Source organism: Micromonospora sp. SCSIO 07396 (genome assembly GCF_053667945.1).
In genome coordinates this window covers 927,645-945,325 of the sequence record NZ_CM132210.1, presented here as the reverse complement: position 1 = coordinate 945,325, position 17,681 = coordinate 927,645, and the positions used below count along the sequence as shown (strand labels likewise).

19 protein-coding genes and 1 other RNA gene are annotated in these 17,681 nt (G+C 72.4%); 11 read left to right on the top strand and 9 right to left on the bottom strand.

The features are described from left to right. Positions 1-34: 34 nt before the first annotated feature. Positions 35-460, bottom strand: coding sequence for a DUF350 domain-containing protein (locus ACWCHM_RS04315; RefSeq protein WP_088644812.1), 426 nt, complete (start codon positions 458-460; stop codon positions 35-37). A gap of 157 nt (positions 461-617) precedes the next feature. After that, positions 618-1,967, bottom strand: coding sequence for a type I glutamate--ammonia ligase (glnA, locus tag ACWCHM_RS04310; protein ID WP_088644813.1), 1,350 nt, complete (start codon positions 1,965-1,967; stop codon positions 618-620). A gap of 245 nt (positions 1,968-2,212) precedes the next feature. Here glnA and ACWCHM_RS04305 point away from each other — a divergent pair, with 245 nt between their 5' ends. From ACWCHM_RS04305 to ACWCHM_RS04295, 3 genes are all read left to right on the top strand, one after another. After that, positions 2,213-3,973, top strand: coding sequence for an NAD+ synthase (locus tag ACWCHM_RS04305; RefSeq protein ID WP_454221558.1), 1,761 nt, complete (start codon positions 2,213-2,215; stop codon positions 3,971-3,973). A 159-nt stretch (positions 3,974-4,132) separates the two neighbouring features. Continuing rightward, positions 4,133-4,978: a 3-methyl-2-oxobutanoate hydroxymethyltransferase gene (gene panB, locus ACWCHM_RS04300; protein ID WP_454221557.1), complete on the top strand. Its 846-nt coding sequence runs from the start codon at positions 4,133-4,135 to the stop codon at positions 4,976-4,978. 115 nt (positions 4,979-5,093) lie between these two features. Continuing rightward, complete coding sequence (locus ACWCHM_RS04295; protein ID WP_204959397.1) at positions 5,094-5,606, top strand: hypothetical protein; 513 nt, start codon at positions 5,094-5,096, stop codon at positions 5,604-5,606. Between the two features lie 91 nt (positions 5,607-5,697). Here ACWCHM_RS04295 and npdG read toward each other — a convergent pair whose 3' ends face one another. The 4 genes from npdG to ACWCHM_RS04275 form a co-directional block, all read right to left on the bottom strand. After that, positions 5,698-6,396 (bottom strand): NADPH-dependent F420 reductase, encoded by a 699-nt coding sequence (gene npdG, locus ACWCHM_RS04290; RefSeq protein WP_204959398.1) that lies wholly within the window; start codon positions 6,394-6,396, stop codon positions 5,698-5,700. 80 nt (positions 6,397-6,476) lie between these two features. Continuing rightward, the gene (locus ACWCHM_RS04285; protein ID WP_454221556.1) at positions 6,477-7,907 is read right to left on the bottom strand and encodes an RNB domain-containing ribonuclease; all 1,431 of its coding nucleotides are present in this window, start codon (positions 7,905-7,907) and stop codon (positions 6,477-6,479) included. A gap of 65 nt (positions 7,908-7,972) precedes the next feature. Then, positions 7,973-8,944 carry a histone gene (locus ACWCHM_RS04280; RefSeq protein WP_454221555.1) on the bottom strand — a complete coding sequence of 324 codons (972 nt, stop codon included), beginning with the start codon at positions 8,942-8,944 and terminating at the stop codon, positions 7,973-7,975. Positions 8,945-9,026: 82 nt separating this feature from the next. Beyond that, positions 9,027-9,473: a hypothetical protein gene (locus ACWCHM_RS04275; protein WP_454221554.1), complete on the bottom strand. Its 447-nt coding sequence runs from the start codon at positions 9,471-9,473 to the stop codon at positions 9,027-9,029. A gap of 533 nt (positions 9,474-10,006) precedes the next feature. Here ACWCHM_RS04275 and ACWCHM_RS04270 point away from each other — a divergent pair. The 4 genes from ACWCHM_RS04270 (at position 10,007) to ACWCHM_RS04255 (ending at position 13,391) form a co-directional block, all read left to right on the top strand. Next, positions 10,007-10,378, top strand: coding sequence for a hypothetical protein (locus ACWCHM_RS04270; protein WP_204959401.1), 372 nt, complete (start codon positions 10,007-10,009; stop codon positions 10,376-10,378). After that, positions 10,375-10,872: a roadblock/LC7 domain-containing protein gene (locus ACWCHM_RS04265; protein ID WP_454221553.1), complete on the top strand. Its 498-nt coding sequence runs from the start codon at positions 10,375-10,377 to the stop codon at positions 10,870-10,872. Before ACWCHM_RS04270 ends, ACWCHM_RS04265 begins: the two co-directional genes overlap by 4 nt. A gap of 309 nt (positions 10,873-11,181) precedes the next feature. Further along, on the top strand, positions 11,182-12,759 hold the full coding sequence (locus ACWCHM_RS04260; protein WP_454221552.1) for a hypothetical protein: 1,578 nt from the start codon (positions 11,182-11,184) through the stop codon (positions 12,757-12,759). A 158-nt stretch (positions 12,760-12,917) separates the two neighbouring features. Then, positions 12,918-13,391: a hypothetical protein gene (locus ACWCHM_RS04255; RefSeq protein WP_204959404.1), complete on the top strand. Its 474-nt coding sequence runs from the start codon at positions 12,918-12,920 to the stop codon at positions 13,389-13,391. An 82-nt stretch (positions 13,392-13,473) separates the two neighbouring features. Here ACWCHM_RS04255 and ACWCHM_RS04250 read toward each other — a convergent pair whose 3' ends face one another. Next, positions 13,474-13,668 (bottom strand): helix-turn-helix transcriptional regulator, encoded by a 195-nt coding sequence (locus ACWCHM_RS04250; protein WP_228543537.1) that lies wholly within the window; start codon positions 13,666-13,668, stop codon positions 13,474-13,476. A gap of 89 nt (positions 13,669-13,757) precedes the next feature. On the opposite strand from ACWCHM_RS04250, the gene ACWCHM_RS04245 reads away from it, so the two are divergent. Together ACWCHM_RS04245 and ACWCHM_RS04240 are read left to right on the top strand one after the other, a co-directional pair. Further along, on the top strand, positions 13,758-13,955 hold the full coding sequence (locus ACWCHM_RS04245; RefSeq protein ID WP_204959405.1) for a hypothetical protein: 198 nt from the start codon (positions 13,758-13,760) through the stop codon (positions 13,953-13,955). Between the two features lie 172 nt (positions 13,956-14,127). Then, entirely contained in the window at positions 14,128-14,394 is a 267-nt protein-coding gene (locus ACWCHM_RS04240; RefSeq protein ID WP_204959406.1) for a hypothetical protein, read from the top strand. A gap of 12 nt (positions 14,395-14,406) precedes the next feature. Here the strand turns inward: ACWCHM_RS04240 and rnpB are convergent. Then, an RNA gene (gene rnpB / locus ACWCHM_RS04235) (RNase P RNA component class A) lies at positions 14,407-14,824 on the bottom strand. A gap of 136 nt (positions 14,825-14,960) precedes the next feature. Between rnpB and ACWCHM_RS04230 the strand changes: the two genes are divergently transcribed. After that, positions 14,961-15,722, top strand: coding sequence for a sulfite exporter TauE/SafE family protein (locus ACWCHM_RS04230; RefSeq protein ID WP_454221551.1), 762 nt, complete (start codon positions 14,961-14,963; stop codon positions 15,720-15,722). 16 nt (positions 15,723-15,738) lie between these two features. Here the strand turns inward: ACWCHM_RS04230 and ACWCHM_RS04225 are convergent, their stop codons facing one another. After that, positions 15,739-16,971, bottom strand: coding sequence for an MFS transporter (locus ACWCHM_RS04225; protein WP_454221550.1), 1,233 nt, complete (start codon positions 16,969-16,971; stop codon positions 15,739-15,741). 72 nt (positions 16,972-17,043) lie between these two features. On the opposite strand from ACWCHM_RS04225, the gene ACWCHM_RS04220 reads away from it, so the two are divergent. Next, positions 17,044-17,523, top strand: coding sequence for a MarR family winged helix-turn-helix transcriptional regulator (locus tag ACWCHM_RS04220; RefSeq protein ID WP_204959419.1), 480 nt, complete (start codon positions 17,044-17,046; stop codon positions 17,521-17,523). Positions 17,524-17,681: the final 158 nt, after the last annotated feature.

Sequence of the window (17,681 nt, the reverse complement as noted above, 5' to 3'; positions counted from 1 at the left end):
CCCCGGCAGGGACGGACGACACCCGGCCCCCGGCTCAGGCGATGCAGGCGCAGACGATCAGGGCCGCGCCGAAGTGGGTGGCGGCGCTGACCCGGGCCGCCGGGTGCGGCTGGTCCGAGCAGATGACCTCACCGAGCTTGCCCGGGGTGAGCAGGTCCAGCACGCCGAAGGCGAGCGCCATCACGGCCAGCCCGATCAGCCCGAAGAGCACCGTCGAGGCGAGCCCCTTGGCGAAGTCGTCGTAGCTGGTCACGATCGCGGTGAAGACGATGCCGGCGACACCGAGCTGGTTGGCGGCCAGCAGCAGCCCGGCGTTGCCGTTGCGCTGCACCCAGATCAGCTCGCGCAGCTTGCCCGGGGTGAGCACGTCGACCAGCACGAAGCCGGCCGCCATCAGCGCCACCCCGACGACACCGAACACGACGCTCTGCCATGCTCCGGTGAGCAGATCTTCCAGCACCGACAGCCTCCCGACCTCCTGCGTCCGGCGGAGGTGCCGGCACGGTGATCGAGACGATAGCGGCCCCGGGCAACCCCCGACACCCCCCGGACCGGCGCAGCAGCCGGCCGTCCCGCCACCGGCCCGGTACGGACGACCAGGCCGGCGGCGCTCCGCGCTACAGCGACAGGTAGCGCTGCCGCTCGTACGGGGTGACCTCGCGGCGGTACTGCTCCCACTCGGCCCGCTTGTTGCGCAGGAAGAAGTCGAACACGTGCTCGCCGAGGACCTCGGCGACCAGCTCGGAACCGGCCATCACGTCGATCGCCTCGGACAGGTTCTCCGGCAGCGCCTCGTAGCCCATCGCCCGCCGTTCGGCGCTGCTCAGCGACCAGACGTCGTCCTCCGCGCCGGGCGGCAGTTCGTAGCCCTCCTCGATGCCCTTGAGGCCGGCGCCGAGCATCACGGCGAACGCCAGGTACGGGTTGGTCGCCGAGTCCAGCGACCGGACCTCCACCCGGGCCGAGTTCGGCTTGCCGTACGCCGGCACGCGGACCAGCGCGGACCGGTTCAGGTGCCCCCAGCAGACGTACGCCGGGCTCTCGGTGATCCGGTCCGGCAGCGCCTGCGGGAACAGCCGCTTGTACGAGTTGACCCACTGGTTGGTGACGGCGGTGTACTCGCGGGCGTGCATCAGCAGGCCGGCGATGAACGACTTCGCCACCTTCGACAGTTTCATCGGGTCGCCGGAGTCGTGGAACGCGTTGCGCTCCCCCTCGAACAGCGACAGGTGGGTGTGCATGCCGCTGCCCGGCTGGTCGGTGAACGGCTTCGGCATGAAGCTGGCCTGCACGCCGGTGGAGAGCGCCACCTCCTTGACCACGTGCCGGAAGGTCATGATGTTGTCGGCGGTGGTCAGCGCGTCGGCGTACCGCAGGTCGATCTCCTGCTGGCCGGGGGCGACCTCGTGGTGGCTGAACTCCACCGAGATGCCGATCCGCTCCAGCGCCAGCACGGCCTGGCGGCGGAAGTCCCGCGCGACGGCGTGCGTGGTGTGCTCGAAGTAGCCGCCGGTGTCCACGGCGGTGGGCACCGAGCCGTCCTGCGGGCCGTTCTCCAGCAGGAAGAACTCGATCTCCGGGTGGGTGTAGAAGGTGAAGCCCTTCTCGGCCGCCTTGGACAGCATCCGGCGCAGCACGTGCCGCGGGTCGGCCCAGGACGGGCCGCCGTCGGGCAGCAGGATGTCGCAGAACATCCGGGCGCTCTCGCCGCTGACCCCGCCCTCGAACGGGAACACCTGGAAGGTCGTCGGGTCCGGCATGGCGACCATGTCGGACTCGAAGACCCGGGCGAAGCCCTCGATCGCCGAACCGTCGAACCCGATGCCCTCCTCGAAGGCCGCCTCCAGCTCCGCCGGGGCGACTGAGACGCTCTTGAGCGTGCCCAGCACGTCGGTGAACCACAGCCGGACGAACCGGATGTCCCGCTCTTCCAGCGTACGGAGGACGAACTCCTGCTGACGGTCCACTTCCCCAACCCCTCGCCACGTACGTCCGGCACCGGTCGGCCGGTCCGTCCTGACCGCCCAGTCTTCACCGGCCTGGTTAAGCAGACGTTACGCGACCTGCCCTCGCTCGTCCTGCGGTGTCCCGACGGCCGGATCAACGGGCGGCCCCGTCACCAGCACCGGGCCCGCCGGGGACCGGGAAAGGGTGGCCGTCGTCTCGTCGCAGCCGCCGGGTCGACCGGCTGCCGCTGGGGCAAGATGAGGGCATGCCCACCCTGCGTCTGGCCCTGTGCCAGGTCAACCCGACAGTCGGCGACACGGCCGGCAACGCCGAGCTGATCCGCGCCTGGACCCGTCGGGCCGCCGACGCCGGCGCCCAACTCGTCGCCTTCCCGGAGATGGTGCTCACCGGCTACCCGGTGGAGGACCTGGTCTTCCGTCGTTCCTTCGTCGCCGCCTCGCAGGCCGCGCTGCGGCAGCTCGCCGCCGACCTGGCCGCCGACGGCCTCGGCGACCTGCCGGTCGTGGTCGGCTACCTGGACGCCGACGGGCCGCCGCAGGTCAGCGGGGACGCCCAACCGGGCCGGGGGGCCCGCAACGCCGCCGCGCTGCTGCACCGGGGCGGGGTGGTGGCCCACTACTTCAAGCACCACCTGCCCAACTACGGCGTCTTCGACGAGGACCGCTACTTCGTGCCCGGTGACACCCTGACCGTGGTCCGGGTGGGCGGGGTGGACGTGGCGTTGACCATCTGCGAGGACCTGTGGCAGGCCGGTGGCCCGTTCGCGGTGGCCCGGCAGGCCGGCGTCGGGCTGGTGGTCAACATCAACGGCTCGCCGTACGAGCTGAACAAGGACGACGTCCGGCTACCGCTGGTGCGCCGCCGGGCCGCCGAGGCCGGCGCACCTATCGCGTACGTCAACATGGTCGGCGGCCAGGACGAGCTGGTCTTCGAGGGCGACTCGATGATCGTCACCCCCGACGGCGACCTGCTCACCCGCGCGCCGCAGTTCGTCGAGCATCTGCTCGTGCACGACGTGGAGCTGGCCGGGGCGGGCCGGCACGCCGCCGACACCGAGGATCTCGCCGACGGGATGCGGGTGGTCCGCCGTACCGTCGAGGTGGTGCCGGCGGCCCCGAGCGGGCCGGCGGCCGACGGCGGCCTGCTGGCCCCGGTGGCCGACGAGGCCGAGGTGTGGCAGGCGCTGGTGCTGGGCCTGCGCGACTACGTCAACAAGAACCGGTTCCCCTCGGTGGTGCTGGGCCTGTCCGGCGGCATCGACTCGGCGGTGGTGGCCGCGCTGGCCGTCGACGCGCTCGGGCCGCAGCGGGTGGTCGGCGTGTCACTGCCCAGCCAGCACTCCTCGGAGCACTCCCGGGCCGACGCGGAGGACCTGGCCAAGCGCACCGGCCTGGACTACCGGGTCGAGCCGATCCAGCCGATGGTGGACACCTTCCTGGCGAACATCTCGCTGTCCGGGGTGGCGGTGGAGAACCTCCAGGCCCGGGTACGCGGGGTGATCCTGATGGCACTGTCGAACCAGGAGGGCCACCTGGTCCTCACCACCGGCAACAAGAGTGAGCTGGCGGTCGGCTACTCGACCCTCTACGGCGACTCGGTCGGCGGGTTCAACCCGGTCAAGGACGTCTGGAAGACGCTGATCTGGCGGCTGGCGAAGTGGCGCAACGCCGACGCGGCCCGCCGGGGCGAGACCCCGCCGATCCCGGAGAACTCCATCGGCAAGCCCCCGTCGGCCGAGCTGAGCCCCGGCCAGCTCGACAGCGACAGCCTGCCCGACTACGACGTGCTGGACCCGATCCTGATCGGCTACGTCGACGGCGACCTGGGCCGGGCCGGCCTGGTGGAGTCCGGCCACGACCCGGCGGTCGTCGACCGGGTGCTGCGGCTGGTGGACACCGCCGAGTACAAGCGCCGGCAGTCCGCGCCGGGCACGAAGATCTCGATGAAGGCGTTCGGCCGGGACCGTCGGCTGCCGATCACCAACCGCTGGCGCGAGGACGGCTGAGCAGCCGGGCCCGACCGACACCGACCGGCTCCGGTCGGCCGGTGTCGCCCCGGCGGAGTGAAATCCTGCACTGTTCCCTGCCGTCGACCCGTCGCGCGGTGCGACGATCGCGGCAGAACCCGGGGACCGCGACAGCGGCCTCGAGGAAAGGAGACAGTCATGGTGGAGTCCACCCCGACCGAGGTGACCGCCCTGTACGGCGGGCCGGCCACCCGCCGGGTCCGCACCCGCGACCTGATCGCCGCCAAGGAGCGCGGCGACCGGTGGGCCATGCTCACCTCGTACGACCAGTACACCGCCGGGATCTTCGACCAGGCGGGGATTCCGGCGCTGCTGGTCGGCGACTCGGCGGCGAACAACGTGTTCGGCTACGAGACCACCCTGCCGGTGACGGTCGACGAGCTGTTGCCGCTGGTGCGCGCCGTGGTCCGGGCCACCCGGCACACCCTGGTCGTCGGCGACCTGCCCTTCGGCTCGTACGAGGAGGGGCCGACGCAGGCGTTGCGCACGGCGGTGCGGTTCATGAAGGAGGGCGGCTGCCACGCGGTGAAGCTGGAGGGCGGTCGGCGCTGCGCCGACCAGATCGCGGCGATCACCGGGGCGGGCATCCCGGTGATGGCGCACATCGGTTTCACCCCGCAGAGCGAACACACCCTGGGCGGCTACCGGGTGCAGGGGCGCGGCGACACCGCCGAGGAGGTGCTCGCCGACGCGCGGGCGGTGGCCGGGGCGGGCGCGTTCGCGGTGGTGCTGGAGATGGTGCCGGGCGAGGTCGCCAAGCGGGTCACCGCCGAACTGGCGATCCCCACCGTCGGCATCGGCGCGGGCCCCGACACCGACGCCCAGGTGCTGGTCTGGCAGGACATGGCCGGGCTGCGCACCGGGAAGGCCCCCCGGTTCGTCAAGCGCTACGCCGACCTGGCCGGGACGCTGACCGAGGCGACCCGCCGGTTCGCCGACGAGGTGCGCGGCGGCGACTTCCCCGCCACCGAGCACACCTTCTGAGTACGGGCGGTGGGGCGGCACCCCCGCCCCACCGCCCTGGAACGAGCCACCGCAGGCCGGGGGTGACCGTGGTGCGGCAAAAGCGGTTAGGGTTCCGCCCGTGGATCATGTTCGCTTGTCAACAGTCGTCCTGACCTGTGTCTCCGTGCTGGCCCTCGCGGCGTGCAGCGAGGCGGAACCGTCGACCACTGCCGCACCGTCGACGTCCGCCGGTGCGTCGGCCACCGCCGCCACCCCGTCGGCCGCCACCGACCCGACCACCACCGACCCGGGCACCGGCGGCCCGACCGCCGCCGCCGACCCGGCGGCCGACAAGAAGCTCTGCACGGCGGCCAAGAAGATCGCCGACACGACGAAGGCCGACGTGGTGAAGGCCGCGACGTCGGGTGGCGACCCCACGCCGACCATCCGGAAGGCCTACACGGAGATGGCGCAGGAGTTGGCGAAGGCCACCGCCGGCATCCCCACCAGCGAGGCGGTCACCGCGCTGGCCGCGTTCGGGGCCGCGTCCGGCCGGGCGGCGACCGCGCCGAACCTGGACACCGCCGCCGACGCCCCCGAGTTCCAGAAGACCAGCGCGATGGCGAACGCCGCCTGCAAGAAGGCCGGCGTCGACACCAACTTCTGACCGCCGCCCCCACCCGCCGCCATCTCGGAGGGCACCGGCCCCCTGGGGGCACTTTCCCTCCAGGACGGCGGCGGGAAGCGGGGGTCGGGTCTCAGAGGTCGGTGACCCGGATGCCGGCGTGGGCCTTGTAGCGCTTGTTGATGGCGATCAGGTTGGCGGTGAACGCCTCGATCTGGTGGGCGTTGCGCAGCCGGCCGGCGTAGATGCCGCGCATGCCGGGGATCCGGGCGGCCAACGCACCGACGATGTCGACCAGTTCCCGTTCCTCGGTGCAGATCAGCACGTCGAGGTCGATCCGGTCGATCTCCGGGTCGGCCAGCAGCGGTGCGCTGACGTGGTTGAACGCCGCGCAGACCCGGGAGTCGGGCAGCAGGGCCGCCGCCTGCTGCACCGCGCTGCCCTCGGCGACCGGCAGCGCGTACGGGCCCTGCTTGTCGAAGCCGAGCGGGTTGACGCAGTCCACGACGATCTTGCCGGCCAGTGGTCCGGCCAGCGCGCCGACGGTGGCCGCGTGCCCGTCCCACGGCACCGCGATCACCACCACGTCGCTACGGCGGGCCACCTCGTCGTTGTCCGCGCCGGTCACGTCGACCCCGGCGGGCAGCCGGGGCAGCGCGGCGATCTCGGCCGCCGCCTCGGCCGCCCGCTCCGCGGAACGGGACCCGATCAGCACCTGCTGACCGGCACGGGCGAACCGGTAGGCCAGCCCCCGTCCCTGGTCGCCGGTGCCGCCGATGATGCCGACGGTCAGCCCGGACACGTCGGGGAGGGTGCTCGCGTCGTATGCCATGGCGTCATCCTCGCAAACCGCCACGCCACCAGCGGCGCAAGGCGCTGTGACGCCGACCGCCCCGCCGGGCCGGGCCGGGTTCAGGCCCGTTCGAAGAGCACCTTCCGGCCGGCCGGGTCGGCGGTGACCAGGCGTACGGTGACCCGCTCCCCCAACGGCAGCTCCCCCGTGCAGCGGGCCCGTACCGGCGGATCGTCCAACGCCACCGTCCCGCCGGGCACCCGGCCGGGCTTCGCCGGGCCGTTCGGGGGCGTGTCGGTGTCCAGCACCGCCGCCGAGAACGTCTGACCCACCCGGTGTTCCAGCAGCACCGCCTCGGCCAGTTCGATCGCGCCCCGGGTGGCCGCGCCCGCCGTCCGGTCGGTCGAGGCCATCACCTCCGGCAGCCGGGGCAGCGCCGACCGGGCCCACTGCGGCACCTCGCGGCCCTCGTGCAGGGCCAGGCACACCTGGGTGGCGTACCGGTCGGCCAGCCGGCGCAACGGGGCGGTGACGTGGGCGTACGCGGCGGCCACCCCGCCGTGTTCCGGCTGCTCGGGCAGCTCGCCGTCGAACGCCGTGTACGCCGCACCGCGCATCAGCTCGGCCGCCTGGTCGACGAAGGCGGCGGCCCGGGGCTGGGAGGCGTCCAACCCGGCCAGCACCTCGCCGACCCGTACCCCGTCCGGCCAGTGCACGCCCAACGGGGCCGCCGCCGCGCGCAGCCGGGCCACCGCCTCCGGTTTCGGGGCCGGCATGGTGCGCAGCAACCCGATCCGGCCGGCCAGCATGATGTCCGCCGCCGCCATGCCGGTGAGCAACGAGATCTGAGCGTTGTGGTCCTCCATCGGGCCGGGACCGCGCAGCACCAGCCGCCACCCGTCCCCGTCGGGTTCGACGTCCTGCTCGGGCAGCGGCAGGTTGACCGCGCCCCGGCGCAGGCCACGGGCGGTGAGCAGGGTGCCGATCTCGGGCAGCAGCGCGATCGGGTCGGGCAGCCGGCCGGCGTCGGCGGCCACCTGCACACCCGGGTAGTCCAGTTTGGCGCGGCTGCGGACCAGGGCGCGTTCCAGCCCGACGGCGACGGTGGCCCCGTCGGCGTCGAGGTCGATGGTCCACAGCACGGCCGCCCGGTCGACGTCGGGCAGCAGGCTGGCGGCCCCCTCGCTGAGGGTGTGCGGGTGCAGCGGCACGTTGCCGTCGGGCAGGTAGACGGTCTGCCCGCGTCGCCAGGTCTCCTCCTCCAGCGGCCCGCCGGGGCGGACGTGGGTGGCGACGTCGGCGATGGCGTACCGCACCCGGTAGCCGCCGGGGCGACGGCTGAGGTGCATCGCCTGGTCAAGGTCGCGGGAGGTGGCGGGGTCGACCGTGACGAACGGGACGTCGGTACGGTCGGCCACGGCGGGCGGTGGGGCGTCGGCCGCCTCGTCGGCCTCGCGCTGCGCCGCGGCCGGGAAACTGTCAGGCAGTCCCAGCTCACGGCGCAGCGCGCCGAAGTCGATGCGGGGCGCGAGCACACGTCGGATGACCACGGGTCAATCCTGGCAGCGTGCCGCGTGATCCGCTCTCCGGCGGGCGGACCGCAGCCTCCGTACGGTCAGCCGGTGGCCTTGCGGGCGCGCGCCGGTGTGGTGGCCCGCGCCGTCCGCGCGGGCGCGGTGCGGGCGGTGGCCTTACGGGCGGTCGTCTTGCGGGCGGTGGTGGCCGTGGTCTTCTTCACCGCCGCCTTGCGGGTGGCCGGCGCGCTGGTCCTGCGGGCCGGCGCCGCCTTCGCAGTCGACTTCGACGCGGGAGCGGTCTTCGCGGTCGACTTGCGGGCCGGTGCCTTCGTGGCCGTGGCGGTCTTCTTCGCGGGCGTGGCCCTCTTCGCCGCAGTGGCCTTCTTCGCCGCAGTGGTCTTCGTCGGCGTCGTCTTCCTGGCGGCCGTGCTCTTCGTGGCGGCCGTGCTCCTCGTGCCGGGCATCGCCTTGTTCGCGGGCATCGCCTTCTTCGCGGCCGTCGCCTTACCGGCGGGCATCGCCTTCCGGGCGGCCGTGGTCTTCGTCGCGGCGGTGGTCTTCCTGGCGGCGGTCCGGGCGGTCGCGGTGGTCTTCTTCGCCGCCGCCGCTGTCGTCCGCTTCGCCGCGGTGGCCTTCTTCGCCGCCGTGCTCCGGGCGGCGGTGGTGGTCTTCCTGGCCGCCCCGGCGGTGGTGCGGGCGGCGGTCTTCTTGGCCGGGGCCTTGCGCGCGGTCGACTTCGACGCGGTGCTCCTGGCCGCCGGGGCCTTCTTCGCCGTCGACTTCGAGGCGGGCGCCTTCGAGGCAGCGGACTTCGAGGCGGTGCTCCGGGTGGCCGGGGCCTTCTTCGCCGTGCCGGTCGCCGCCGTCCGGGCGGTGCCGGTAGACGGGGTCCGGCCCGAGCCGGCACCCGCCGCGCTCGCCGTGGCCCGGCCGGCCGACGCCCTGCGGGCCGCGGTCGTGGTCGTAGTCGAGCGGCGGGCCGCGGTGCTCCGGGTCGCGCCTGCGGTCCGTTGCGCGGCTGCGGTCTTCGTCGCGGCCGGGCGGGTGGTGGCCTTTGCTGCTTCGGCCATCTCGGTTCCCTCCTTGGGGACATGCTCCCGCGTGCCCCCTCACGGAGGCACGGAGTCCTCGGCGCGGGCCGTCCCGCGCCGTTCAGTTGCCCTCCCCGGCCCAGCGGGCGTCTTCGGCCTCCCACGCCTCGTTGCGCTCCTGCACCTTCTGCAGGGCGTTCTCCGCGTCGGCAGCCGAGGGATACGGTCCGAGAACGTGCTTGGCAGGGCACACGTCGGCATCGGTCTCGACCCGGTGGTGTCGGGTGCACCAGTAGTAGTGCCCACCACGTCCGCTGTCGTTCATGAGATCACTGTGCACCGGGCGCAGCCCGACCGCCACCGGATCGCCACAATTGGTCGCGACCACATCCACAGTAGACGTGTCCGGCGGCGTCCGGGGCAGAATCGCGAAATCGGCCCTGACCTGCCCGGACACCGCCGGAGACAGCCCCGCCGGCACCGCGTCGGCCCGGGTTGCGGGGCCGCCGCGCGGGGTGAGCCGGAAAGCCGGTGGTACGACGCCGGACGCCCCGGCAGGATCGAACATCGCGACAGCACAGGGACGTGTCCGCGCTGCACGACGGCGACGGTGTCCGTATCTCGCGGTCCTGCTCGGGCTGGTCACCCAGCCTGCGCTGACCATGCCCGGTGACGCCGCCGGCCTGTTCCGGGAGCCGGATGGAACGCCTCGACGCGGAGTCGATCCGGCACTTCGACCGGATGGCGCGGACCGTCGCCCGGTCCGGCTGAACCGTCGTGCGTGGTGTCCACGGTCGGGACGGTCGCCCGGCCGTGGCGCGCGCTGGCGGACCGGGCCGGGACTTCCGGCCCTACCGCATCAACCAGGTACTTGGTATCAGGTCACCCCGAGCCGGACCATCCCTCGGCCCGGTCCTCTTGACGGGACCGCCGGCCGCTGCGGGTCGGCCGGACAGCCCCGATGCGGCGGCCCCGAGTGCAACCACCCGGGGGTGTGTGCGAGCCTCGTCAGACCTCTTGCGGCGCTGCCACCGCCCGTCACCTGGGCGGGACGACGACGATGTCGACGGCGCCGCCCTGTCGAAGCGGGAGAACACCACCGTGGCTAGCCTGGACGTCGCCCTGAAGAACGCGATGAATATCGACGGAGCGATCGGGGTGGCGCTCGTCGACTACAGCAGCGGCATGACCCTCGGCGTGGCCGGCGGCACCGGCGAGATCGACCTGACCGTCGCCGCCGCCGGCAACACCGACGTCGTCCGCGCCAAGATGCGCACCCTGGAGATGCTCAAGATCGAGGACGAGATCGAGGACATCCTGATCACCCTCGGCAGCCAGTACCACCTGATCCGCCCGCTGACCGGCCGCACCGGCAAGGGCCTCTTCCTCTACCTGATGGTGAGCAAGAGCCGGGCCAACCTGGCGATGGCCCGACACCAGCTGCGCAGCATCGAGGAGAGCCTGGAACTGTGACCACGGACAAGACCGAAACCGTCCTGCCCCGCCGCTCGGCCCGTGCCGCCCGCACCGCCACCCCGCCCGCCGCCCGGCAGCTCCCGCCGTCGCTGGCCGGGGACCGTTCGCTGCCGTACCCGGCGATCAGTCGCGAACTGGCGGAGTTGCGGCACGAGATCCCCGGGGTACACGGTTGCGTGCTGGGGGGCGTCGACGGCCTGCTCATCACGCACAACCTGCAGAACGAGGTCGACCCGAACGATCTGGCCGCGCTCGCCGCGACCACCTTCGGCCTCGGCCGGCAGGTCGGCATGCGCCTCGGGCAGGGCGACTTCCAACAGTCCACGGTCCGCAACCAGGGCGGCTACCTGAGCGTCTACGCGGTCAGCGAGCAGGCCCTGCTCGCCGTGATCGGCACGGACGCCGTCAACGTCGCCCGGCTGCACCTGCACGCCCCGGGGGTGGCCGGCCGGATCGCGGCCCTGCTGACCCGGGTACCGACGGAGGCCTGAGCCACCCGGTGGGGGCACGGCCGAGCGCGCCGTGCCCCCTCCCGGCCGGGACGAAGACCTACGGTAACGGGCGAATCCCGACCTCTGTCCACACTCCACCGCAGCAGCCGACCAGATCCCCTGGAAGTAGCTTTTCCGAAATAAACTCCACTGCCGGGAAATAGTAATCCCAGACACGCTGAAACGTGCGACACAGCAACGATAATTGACCGTGAAAGTAACCATGTCGACACATATTTCTGATCAAGTCGACGCATGCCACTCTCTGTATCCACACCGGCTACGCGGGCCACGCGTCGACCGTTTCTGTTGCTGTCCGGACTGATCGCCCTGGCCGCCCCCCTGGTAGCCACCCCCGCCGAGGCGGAGCGCGTCGCCGGCACCGCCGTCACCATGCCCACCTGCGCCTGGTCGTCGAAGTACGGGGCGACAAGCCTGAACGCCTACTGGCCGGACACCGCCGCCACGTACTGGTCGACCATCTATCCGGTCACGCCGGGCCTGGAAATCACCCTCTCCGGGGCCTTTCCCGACGCCAGATACGCGTCTTTCAACGTGTACGACGACAAGCCCACGTACTTCACCCGCAATGGCGTCAGCTCCAGCATGCCGGACTACCTCATCACGCCGGACGCGGGCAGCCAGAATCCGTGGCAGACCGGTGCCGCGCCGGGTGGGCGGTTCACCCTCACCATCACCCCCGACGTGGCCTTCGGACAGACCAACCGGCTGCCCCTGGCCCGGGAGGACGCCCTGCCCGGTGCGAAGGCATCGGTCATCTTCCGGGTCTATCTGCCGGCCGGCGGTGACGCGGCCGTCACCCTGCCCAGCATGACCCTCACCCTCGACGGGGTGTCGCAGACCCTGCCGCCCTGCCCGCCGGGGGGCGGCGGCACCCCCACCACAACCCCGGCACCCGCGAACGCCCGGGAGGCGGGGCTGTCCGGCGCGGGCGGTCCCGGCGACGGGCCGGGTGGGCCTGGTCACCCCGGCGGACCCGGCGGCCCCGGCGGCCCCGGGCATCCCGGAGGGCCTGGGCATCCCGGAGGGCCTGGGCATCCCGGTGGACCTGGCGGACCCAGTGGGCCTGGCGGGCCGCACGGGCCCGGCGGGCCGGGTGGACCCGGTGGACCCGGCGGACCCAGTGGGCCGGGTGGGCCTGGCGGACCCCACGGACCCGGCGGGCCGGGTGGGCCTGGCGGACCCCACGGACCCGGGGGGCCTGGCGGGCCTGGCGGACCCGGGGGGCCTGGCGGGCCTGGCGGACCCGGCGGGCCGGGGGGGCCGGAGGAGACCGGGCAGAAGCTCTTCACCCGGACCTCGGAGGTGGAGAACCTCGCCCCCAACCCGGACAATGCCTACCTGGGCACCTGGATCACCCCGCCTGCGGCGGACCAGGTGCTGGTGATCCGGGGTAGGGCGCCCCGGGCGGTCACCGGCAACCATCCGGACGTCTGGCCACGCCGACACGCCGACCTACGCTACTTCTCGATGTGCACCAACCTCGGCGGCCAGGTCAAGCCCGTCGTGATCAACCGGTTCACCGACGCACCGCCGAGCCTCGGTTGCCGCTACGACGACGACACCCGCCTCGACCGACACGGCTACTACACGTACGTGATCGGCCGGGAGCAGCAGCGGACGGCCATCGAGGCGGTCGACGACGCGACCTTCCTGCCGTTCTCCGTCTCGTATCCGGTGGCCCCGCACATGGTGCTGCTGCGGAACCTGCTGCCGGTGGCCAATTTCCCGCACGCCACCCAGAACGTGCCGGTGGACAGTTCGGCGGAGACCGCCGCCACCGTGATGGGGCCGCACTATCCGCTGCTGAAGGTGTGCTCCCTGGCCAGCCTGACCGCTGACGGGGGTCGCGTGTGCACCGCCTGAACTGAACGGACAGGTCGTCCGGGCGTCGCCGACGCCCGGACACTCCCGTCGTTGCACCGCGAAGCACCCGCCCGATCGGATGCCCGACAGCGGCAACCTCGCCCGCCGTCCAGGGGTGTACTCCACAGAGTCCCGGCGACGTCCGATCCGGAGGAACGATGTCCCTGAACGCCCTGCGCGCCCTCGTACCCCTCGCCCTGCTGGCGGCGGTCGCCGCCTGCGACCCCGCGCCGTCCGGCCCGGTGACCGGTTCGGACGCCGCGTCGTCCCCGCCCGGCGGCACGGCCTCCCCCTCCTCCCCCGGCAGCCCGTCGCCGACGCGCGGCACGGCGTCCGCCACCCCGGTGGCCACCCAAGCGGCCTGCCCGGTCGATGCCGCGACCCTTCAGCAGGTGTCCGGGCTGGACAGGAAGACGCACAAGATCGACCCCGACCACATCAAGTGCGCCCGGCAGTGGGCGACCGCCGGGGTGATCGCCGTCGACCCGTCGCAGCAGGGGGACGGGGTGCTGGTGTTCGCGCACTCGACGAAGGGGTGGAAGAAGATCGGTGAAGGCAGCGCGCTGGAGTGCAGCCCGTACGGCATCCCGAAGGAGATCGGCGACCAGGTCGGCTGCCGCGACCATGACTGATACGGGCGCTACGGCCGGCCTATCGGCAGCGGGTGGAGTCAACCCGGCACGCGACGGCGACCCTTCGGAGGCCGGCTCACAGTCAGTCCAGGTCCCCCCGCCGGGTGGCGATCCACGCCTCGACGTCTTCGGCCAGCCAGACGTTGCCCATCTGGAGGCTGGCCACCGGCTCGGGGAAGTCCCTGCGGTTGGTGATCTGGTAGACGCGCTGCCGGGAGACGCCGCCGAGCATGGTCCGGATCTCCCCGGAACCCACCAACCGCAGCTTCTTACCCATGACGCTGACGCTAGGCATCCGTCGACTAGGCATGTATCAACTTGACGGAGGGCTAGTTCATACTCGCTCTAGTCGTTTAATCTTTACGCATGACTAGAGTCAAGTGGTTCCAGCGCCCCCACCAACCGGTGGACGTCGTCACGGTCGAACCCGCCGCCACCCCGAGCGGTCCGGATGCGGGGCGGCGGACCGACCTGTCCACCGCCCCGGACGCAGAACTGCGGACGATGGCCAACGCCGGAGTCTGGCGCTGGGCCAGGATCATCATGCGCTCCAGCCGGAGGTGAACCGTGCCCATGCCACAGAGGCCGGCCGAGCCTCCGTTCTCCGTACTGATGGCCGGTTACGTCGTCGACTTCCACCACCGTTCCACCTGCACCAAGTGCTCCGACGAAGGGTGCCCGCGACTGGCCACGGCAGGCAGGACGCTACGCGCCTGGCGGGACAGGGAGCACCGACGTGAAGCCCGGTGACGTGCTGCATCTGACCCGCGCAGCTGGCCCCCAGTTCGTCCGGCCGGTATTCGTCCGCCTTATCAAGATCCGCGCAGAACCTTGCGCCTACCACGGCTGGACGTGGCTTGACGGCTATCGACTGGACGAGAAGGGCAATGCGGTGGCGCGCCGGGAGTTGTACGTCCTGAAGGAAGGAGTGCGGGTCGTGTCGTCGCACCCCATCACGACAACTCGCGAAGCAGGTGGCTCAGCGCCGCGATCGAAGCTCTGAGCTGGTGGGCGACGGACGAGTCGACCTGTACGCCGGATTCTGTGCGCGGCGCGTACCCCTCGCGGGGCCCGCACCGGCGGCGGCCATCCATCTCGGCCTGCCGTCGCCGGCAGGCTCCTGCGGCCTACCCGCAGACATCGGGCGGGCAGCCCTCAAGCGTCTGCGCCGGGTCGTCAACGTGCGGTGACGCCCTTGCTTGGCCTTGCTCCGGGTGGGGTTTACCGAGCCACCCCGGTCACCCGGGGTGCTGGTGGGCTCTTACCCCACCGTTTCACCCTTACCGTCCCCGAGTGGGGTCGGCGGTCTGTTTTCTGTGGCACTGTCCCGCGGGTCGCCCCGGGTTGCCGTTAACAACCACCCTGCCCTGTGGAGTCCGGACGTTCCTCGGCGGCGGGCCGCAGCCCGCCGACGCGACCGCCCGGTCGACTCGTCCGTCGCGTTCCCATCCTAACGGCGCGGCGTCCCGCACCCATCCCACCCCGGGCCGGGCCGCAACGAAGCCGAAAATGGTACGCGGTCGACTCGGTGGAGGGGCTCTGATCAGGGCCTACTAGCCTCTGGGCACCATGGAGCTCTCCGATGCCGTACTGCTGGTCATCGCCGGTCTCGCTGCGGGCACGGTGAACGCGGCGGCCGGCGGTGGTTCCCTGATCACCTTCCCGGCGATGATCGCGGTCGGTATCCCGCCGGTGGCGGCCAACGTCAGCAACTCGGTGTCGGTCTTCCCCGGCTACGCGGCAAGTGTGGCGGGCAGCCGGATGGACCTGCCGCCCCGGCGGACGCTGTGGCCGTTGTTGCCGACGGCGGTGCTCGGCACAGGGGTCGGCTGTCTGCTCCTGCTGGCCACCCCGGCGCGGGCGTTCGACCTGGTGGTGCCGTTCCTGGTGCTCGGAGCCACTGCGGTGCTGGCCTTCCAGGGGCCGCTACGCCGGCTGGTCGGCCACCCGGCCGAGTTGGGCCCGCGCCGCCGTACCCTCACGGTGCAGGCGATGGTCGCGGTCGGCACGGTGTACGGCGGCTATTTCGGCGCGGCGCTCGGGGTGATGCTGGTGGCCGGCCTGGCCCTGGTGCTGGATGCGACGCTGACCCGGGTGTCGGCGGTGAAGAACCTGCTCTCGGCCGTGGTGGGGTTGACCACGCTGGTGGTGTTCGCCCTGTTCGGGCCGGTCAACTGGGCGGCGGTCGCGGTGGTCGCGCCGGCCACCATGCTCGGCGGGTACGTGGGAGCCCGGGTGACCCGCCGGCTGCCACCGGTGGTGCTCCGGACGCTGATCGTCTGCTTCGGCACGGCGATCGGCCTCTACCTGCTCTGGCGGGCGCTGGGCTGAGCGGCCACCGGCCCGCTCAGTACACCTCGCCGACCGGTTCCTCGGGGGCGTGCTCGGCCTGCCGGGCGGCCCGGTTCCAGCGGGACCAGCGCAGCCGTTCGCCGTAGCCGGCGGCCATCAGGTGAGCGAAGGCCAGGTAGACGAGCAGCCCGACGGCGAGCACCCCGAAGCCGACCCAGAACGGCAACGCCAGGCTGTGCTCGGCGAGCTTGCCGGACAGGATCGGGGCGGGTGCGGCGGCCCCCCAGCGGACCAGGTTGAACGCGCCGGTGGCGACCCGTCGGTCGGCGGAGCCGAGGCCGAGGGCCAGGTCGGTGAGGTTGGCGTTGGCCAGGCCCATGCACAGGCCGGCGACGACGAGCACCACCAGCGACTCGACGGTGCCGGTCGAGGTGGCGAAGAGGACCATGCAGGCCAGCAGGCCGAGCAGCGCCACCCCGACGGTCTGCACCGCGCCGATCCGGTGGGCGAGCCGGTGGCCGATGAGCAGGATGCCGGCGGCCAGGCCGAGACCCCAGCCGGTGAACGCGAGGCCGAGCGGGATGACGTCGAGGCCGAGGAAGAGCGGCGTGTAGCCGAGCACCACGAAGAAGACGAAGTTGTACGCGGCGGTGACCACGCAGAGGATGAGGAACGCCGGACGGCGGTAGGTGGCGAAGATCTGGCCCAGCCGTACGGGCGACTGCCGGTGGGTCGGCTCGCGGAGCCGGCGGGCGGCCACCAGCAGGGCGAGCACCATGAACATGCCGCAGACGAAGAACGGCAGCCGCCAGCTGATCTCGCCGAGCAGGCCACCGATCAGCGGTCCGATGGCGAAGCCGAGGCCGAGCGCGGTCTCGAAGAGGCCGACCACCCATTCCCGGTCGTTGGCCAGGTTGACCAGGACCACCATGGCGGTGGCGAAGAACATGGCGTTGCCCAGCCCCCACACGCCGCGCAGCACGGACAGTTGCACGATGTCGTTGCTGAACGAGGCGGCGATGGCGGCCAGCCCGACCACGGAGACGCCGGTGACGAGCACCGGCTTGAAGCCGAAGCGTCCGCTGGCCAGGGTCGCCGGGATCATCCCGACCGCCATCACCGCGATGTACGCGGTGAAGAGCAGTTCGACCTGCCAGGCGGTGACGCCGATGGCGGTGCCGATGGCGGGCAGGATGGGGTCCACCACGGCGATGCCGGCGATGGCGAGGAAGGCCACCAGCGTGGTGGCGTAGATGGCACTGCGGTGGGGCTCGGTACGCCGGTCCACTCCGCGCTCTCCCGTCCGGCCGAAGCCGCATATAACTGCATCGTACAGGTAATTCCGTTGTATCGTACAGCTATGAGTGACGACCACGCGACGCGAACGGAGTCGGACGAGGCCGCCCTCGGTCGGATCGAGACCGAGGTGGCCCTACTCATGCGACTGGGCGAGGCCACCCGCCGGGCCACCGGCAGCGCCGAGCACCGGGTCCTCGACCGGGCGGCGTACGTCATCCTGCGCCACCTCGACGCCTCCGGCCCGCAGAACGTCTCGGCGCTGGCCGCCCGGCTCAACCTGGACGGCTCCACGGTCACCCGGCAGGTCTCGGCGCTGCAGCGCGACGGCCTGATCGCCCGCGCCCCCGACCCCGCTGACGGGCGGGGCACGGTGATCTCCCCCACCCCCGCCGGCCTGCACCGGATGGCAGCCGTCCGGGCCGCCCGGACCCGGCTCTACGGCGACATCCTGGCCGACTGGACCCCCACCGACCGGGACACCCTGGCCACCCTCCTGACCCGCCTCAACCACGCCCTCGACTCCCGCACCCGCCGCCGCTGACCCTCGCCCCCTTCCCCGCCCCCCTCCCCCTCTCCCCCGCCCGACCCGGTGATCAAGAGGTTTACGTCACCTCCACACCGGAAGTTGACGCAAACCTCTTGATCACCGCCCCCCACCCGCCCCCACCCGCCCGGATGGTGGCCGACGGCCACGTCGGT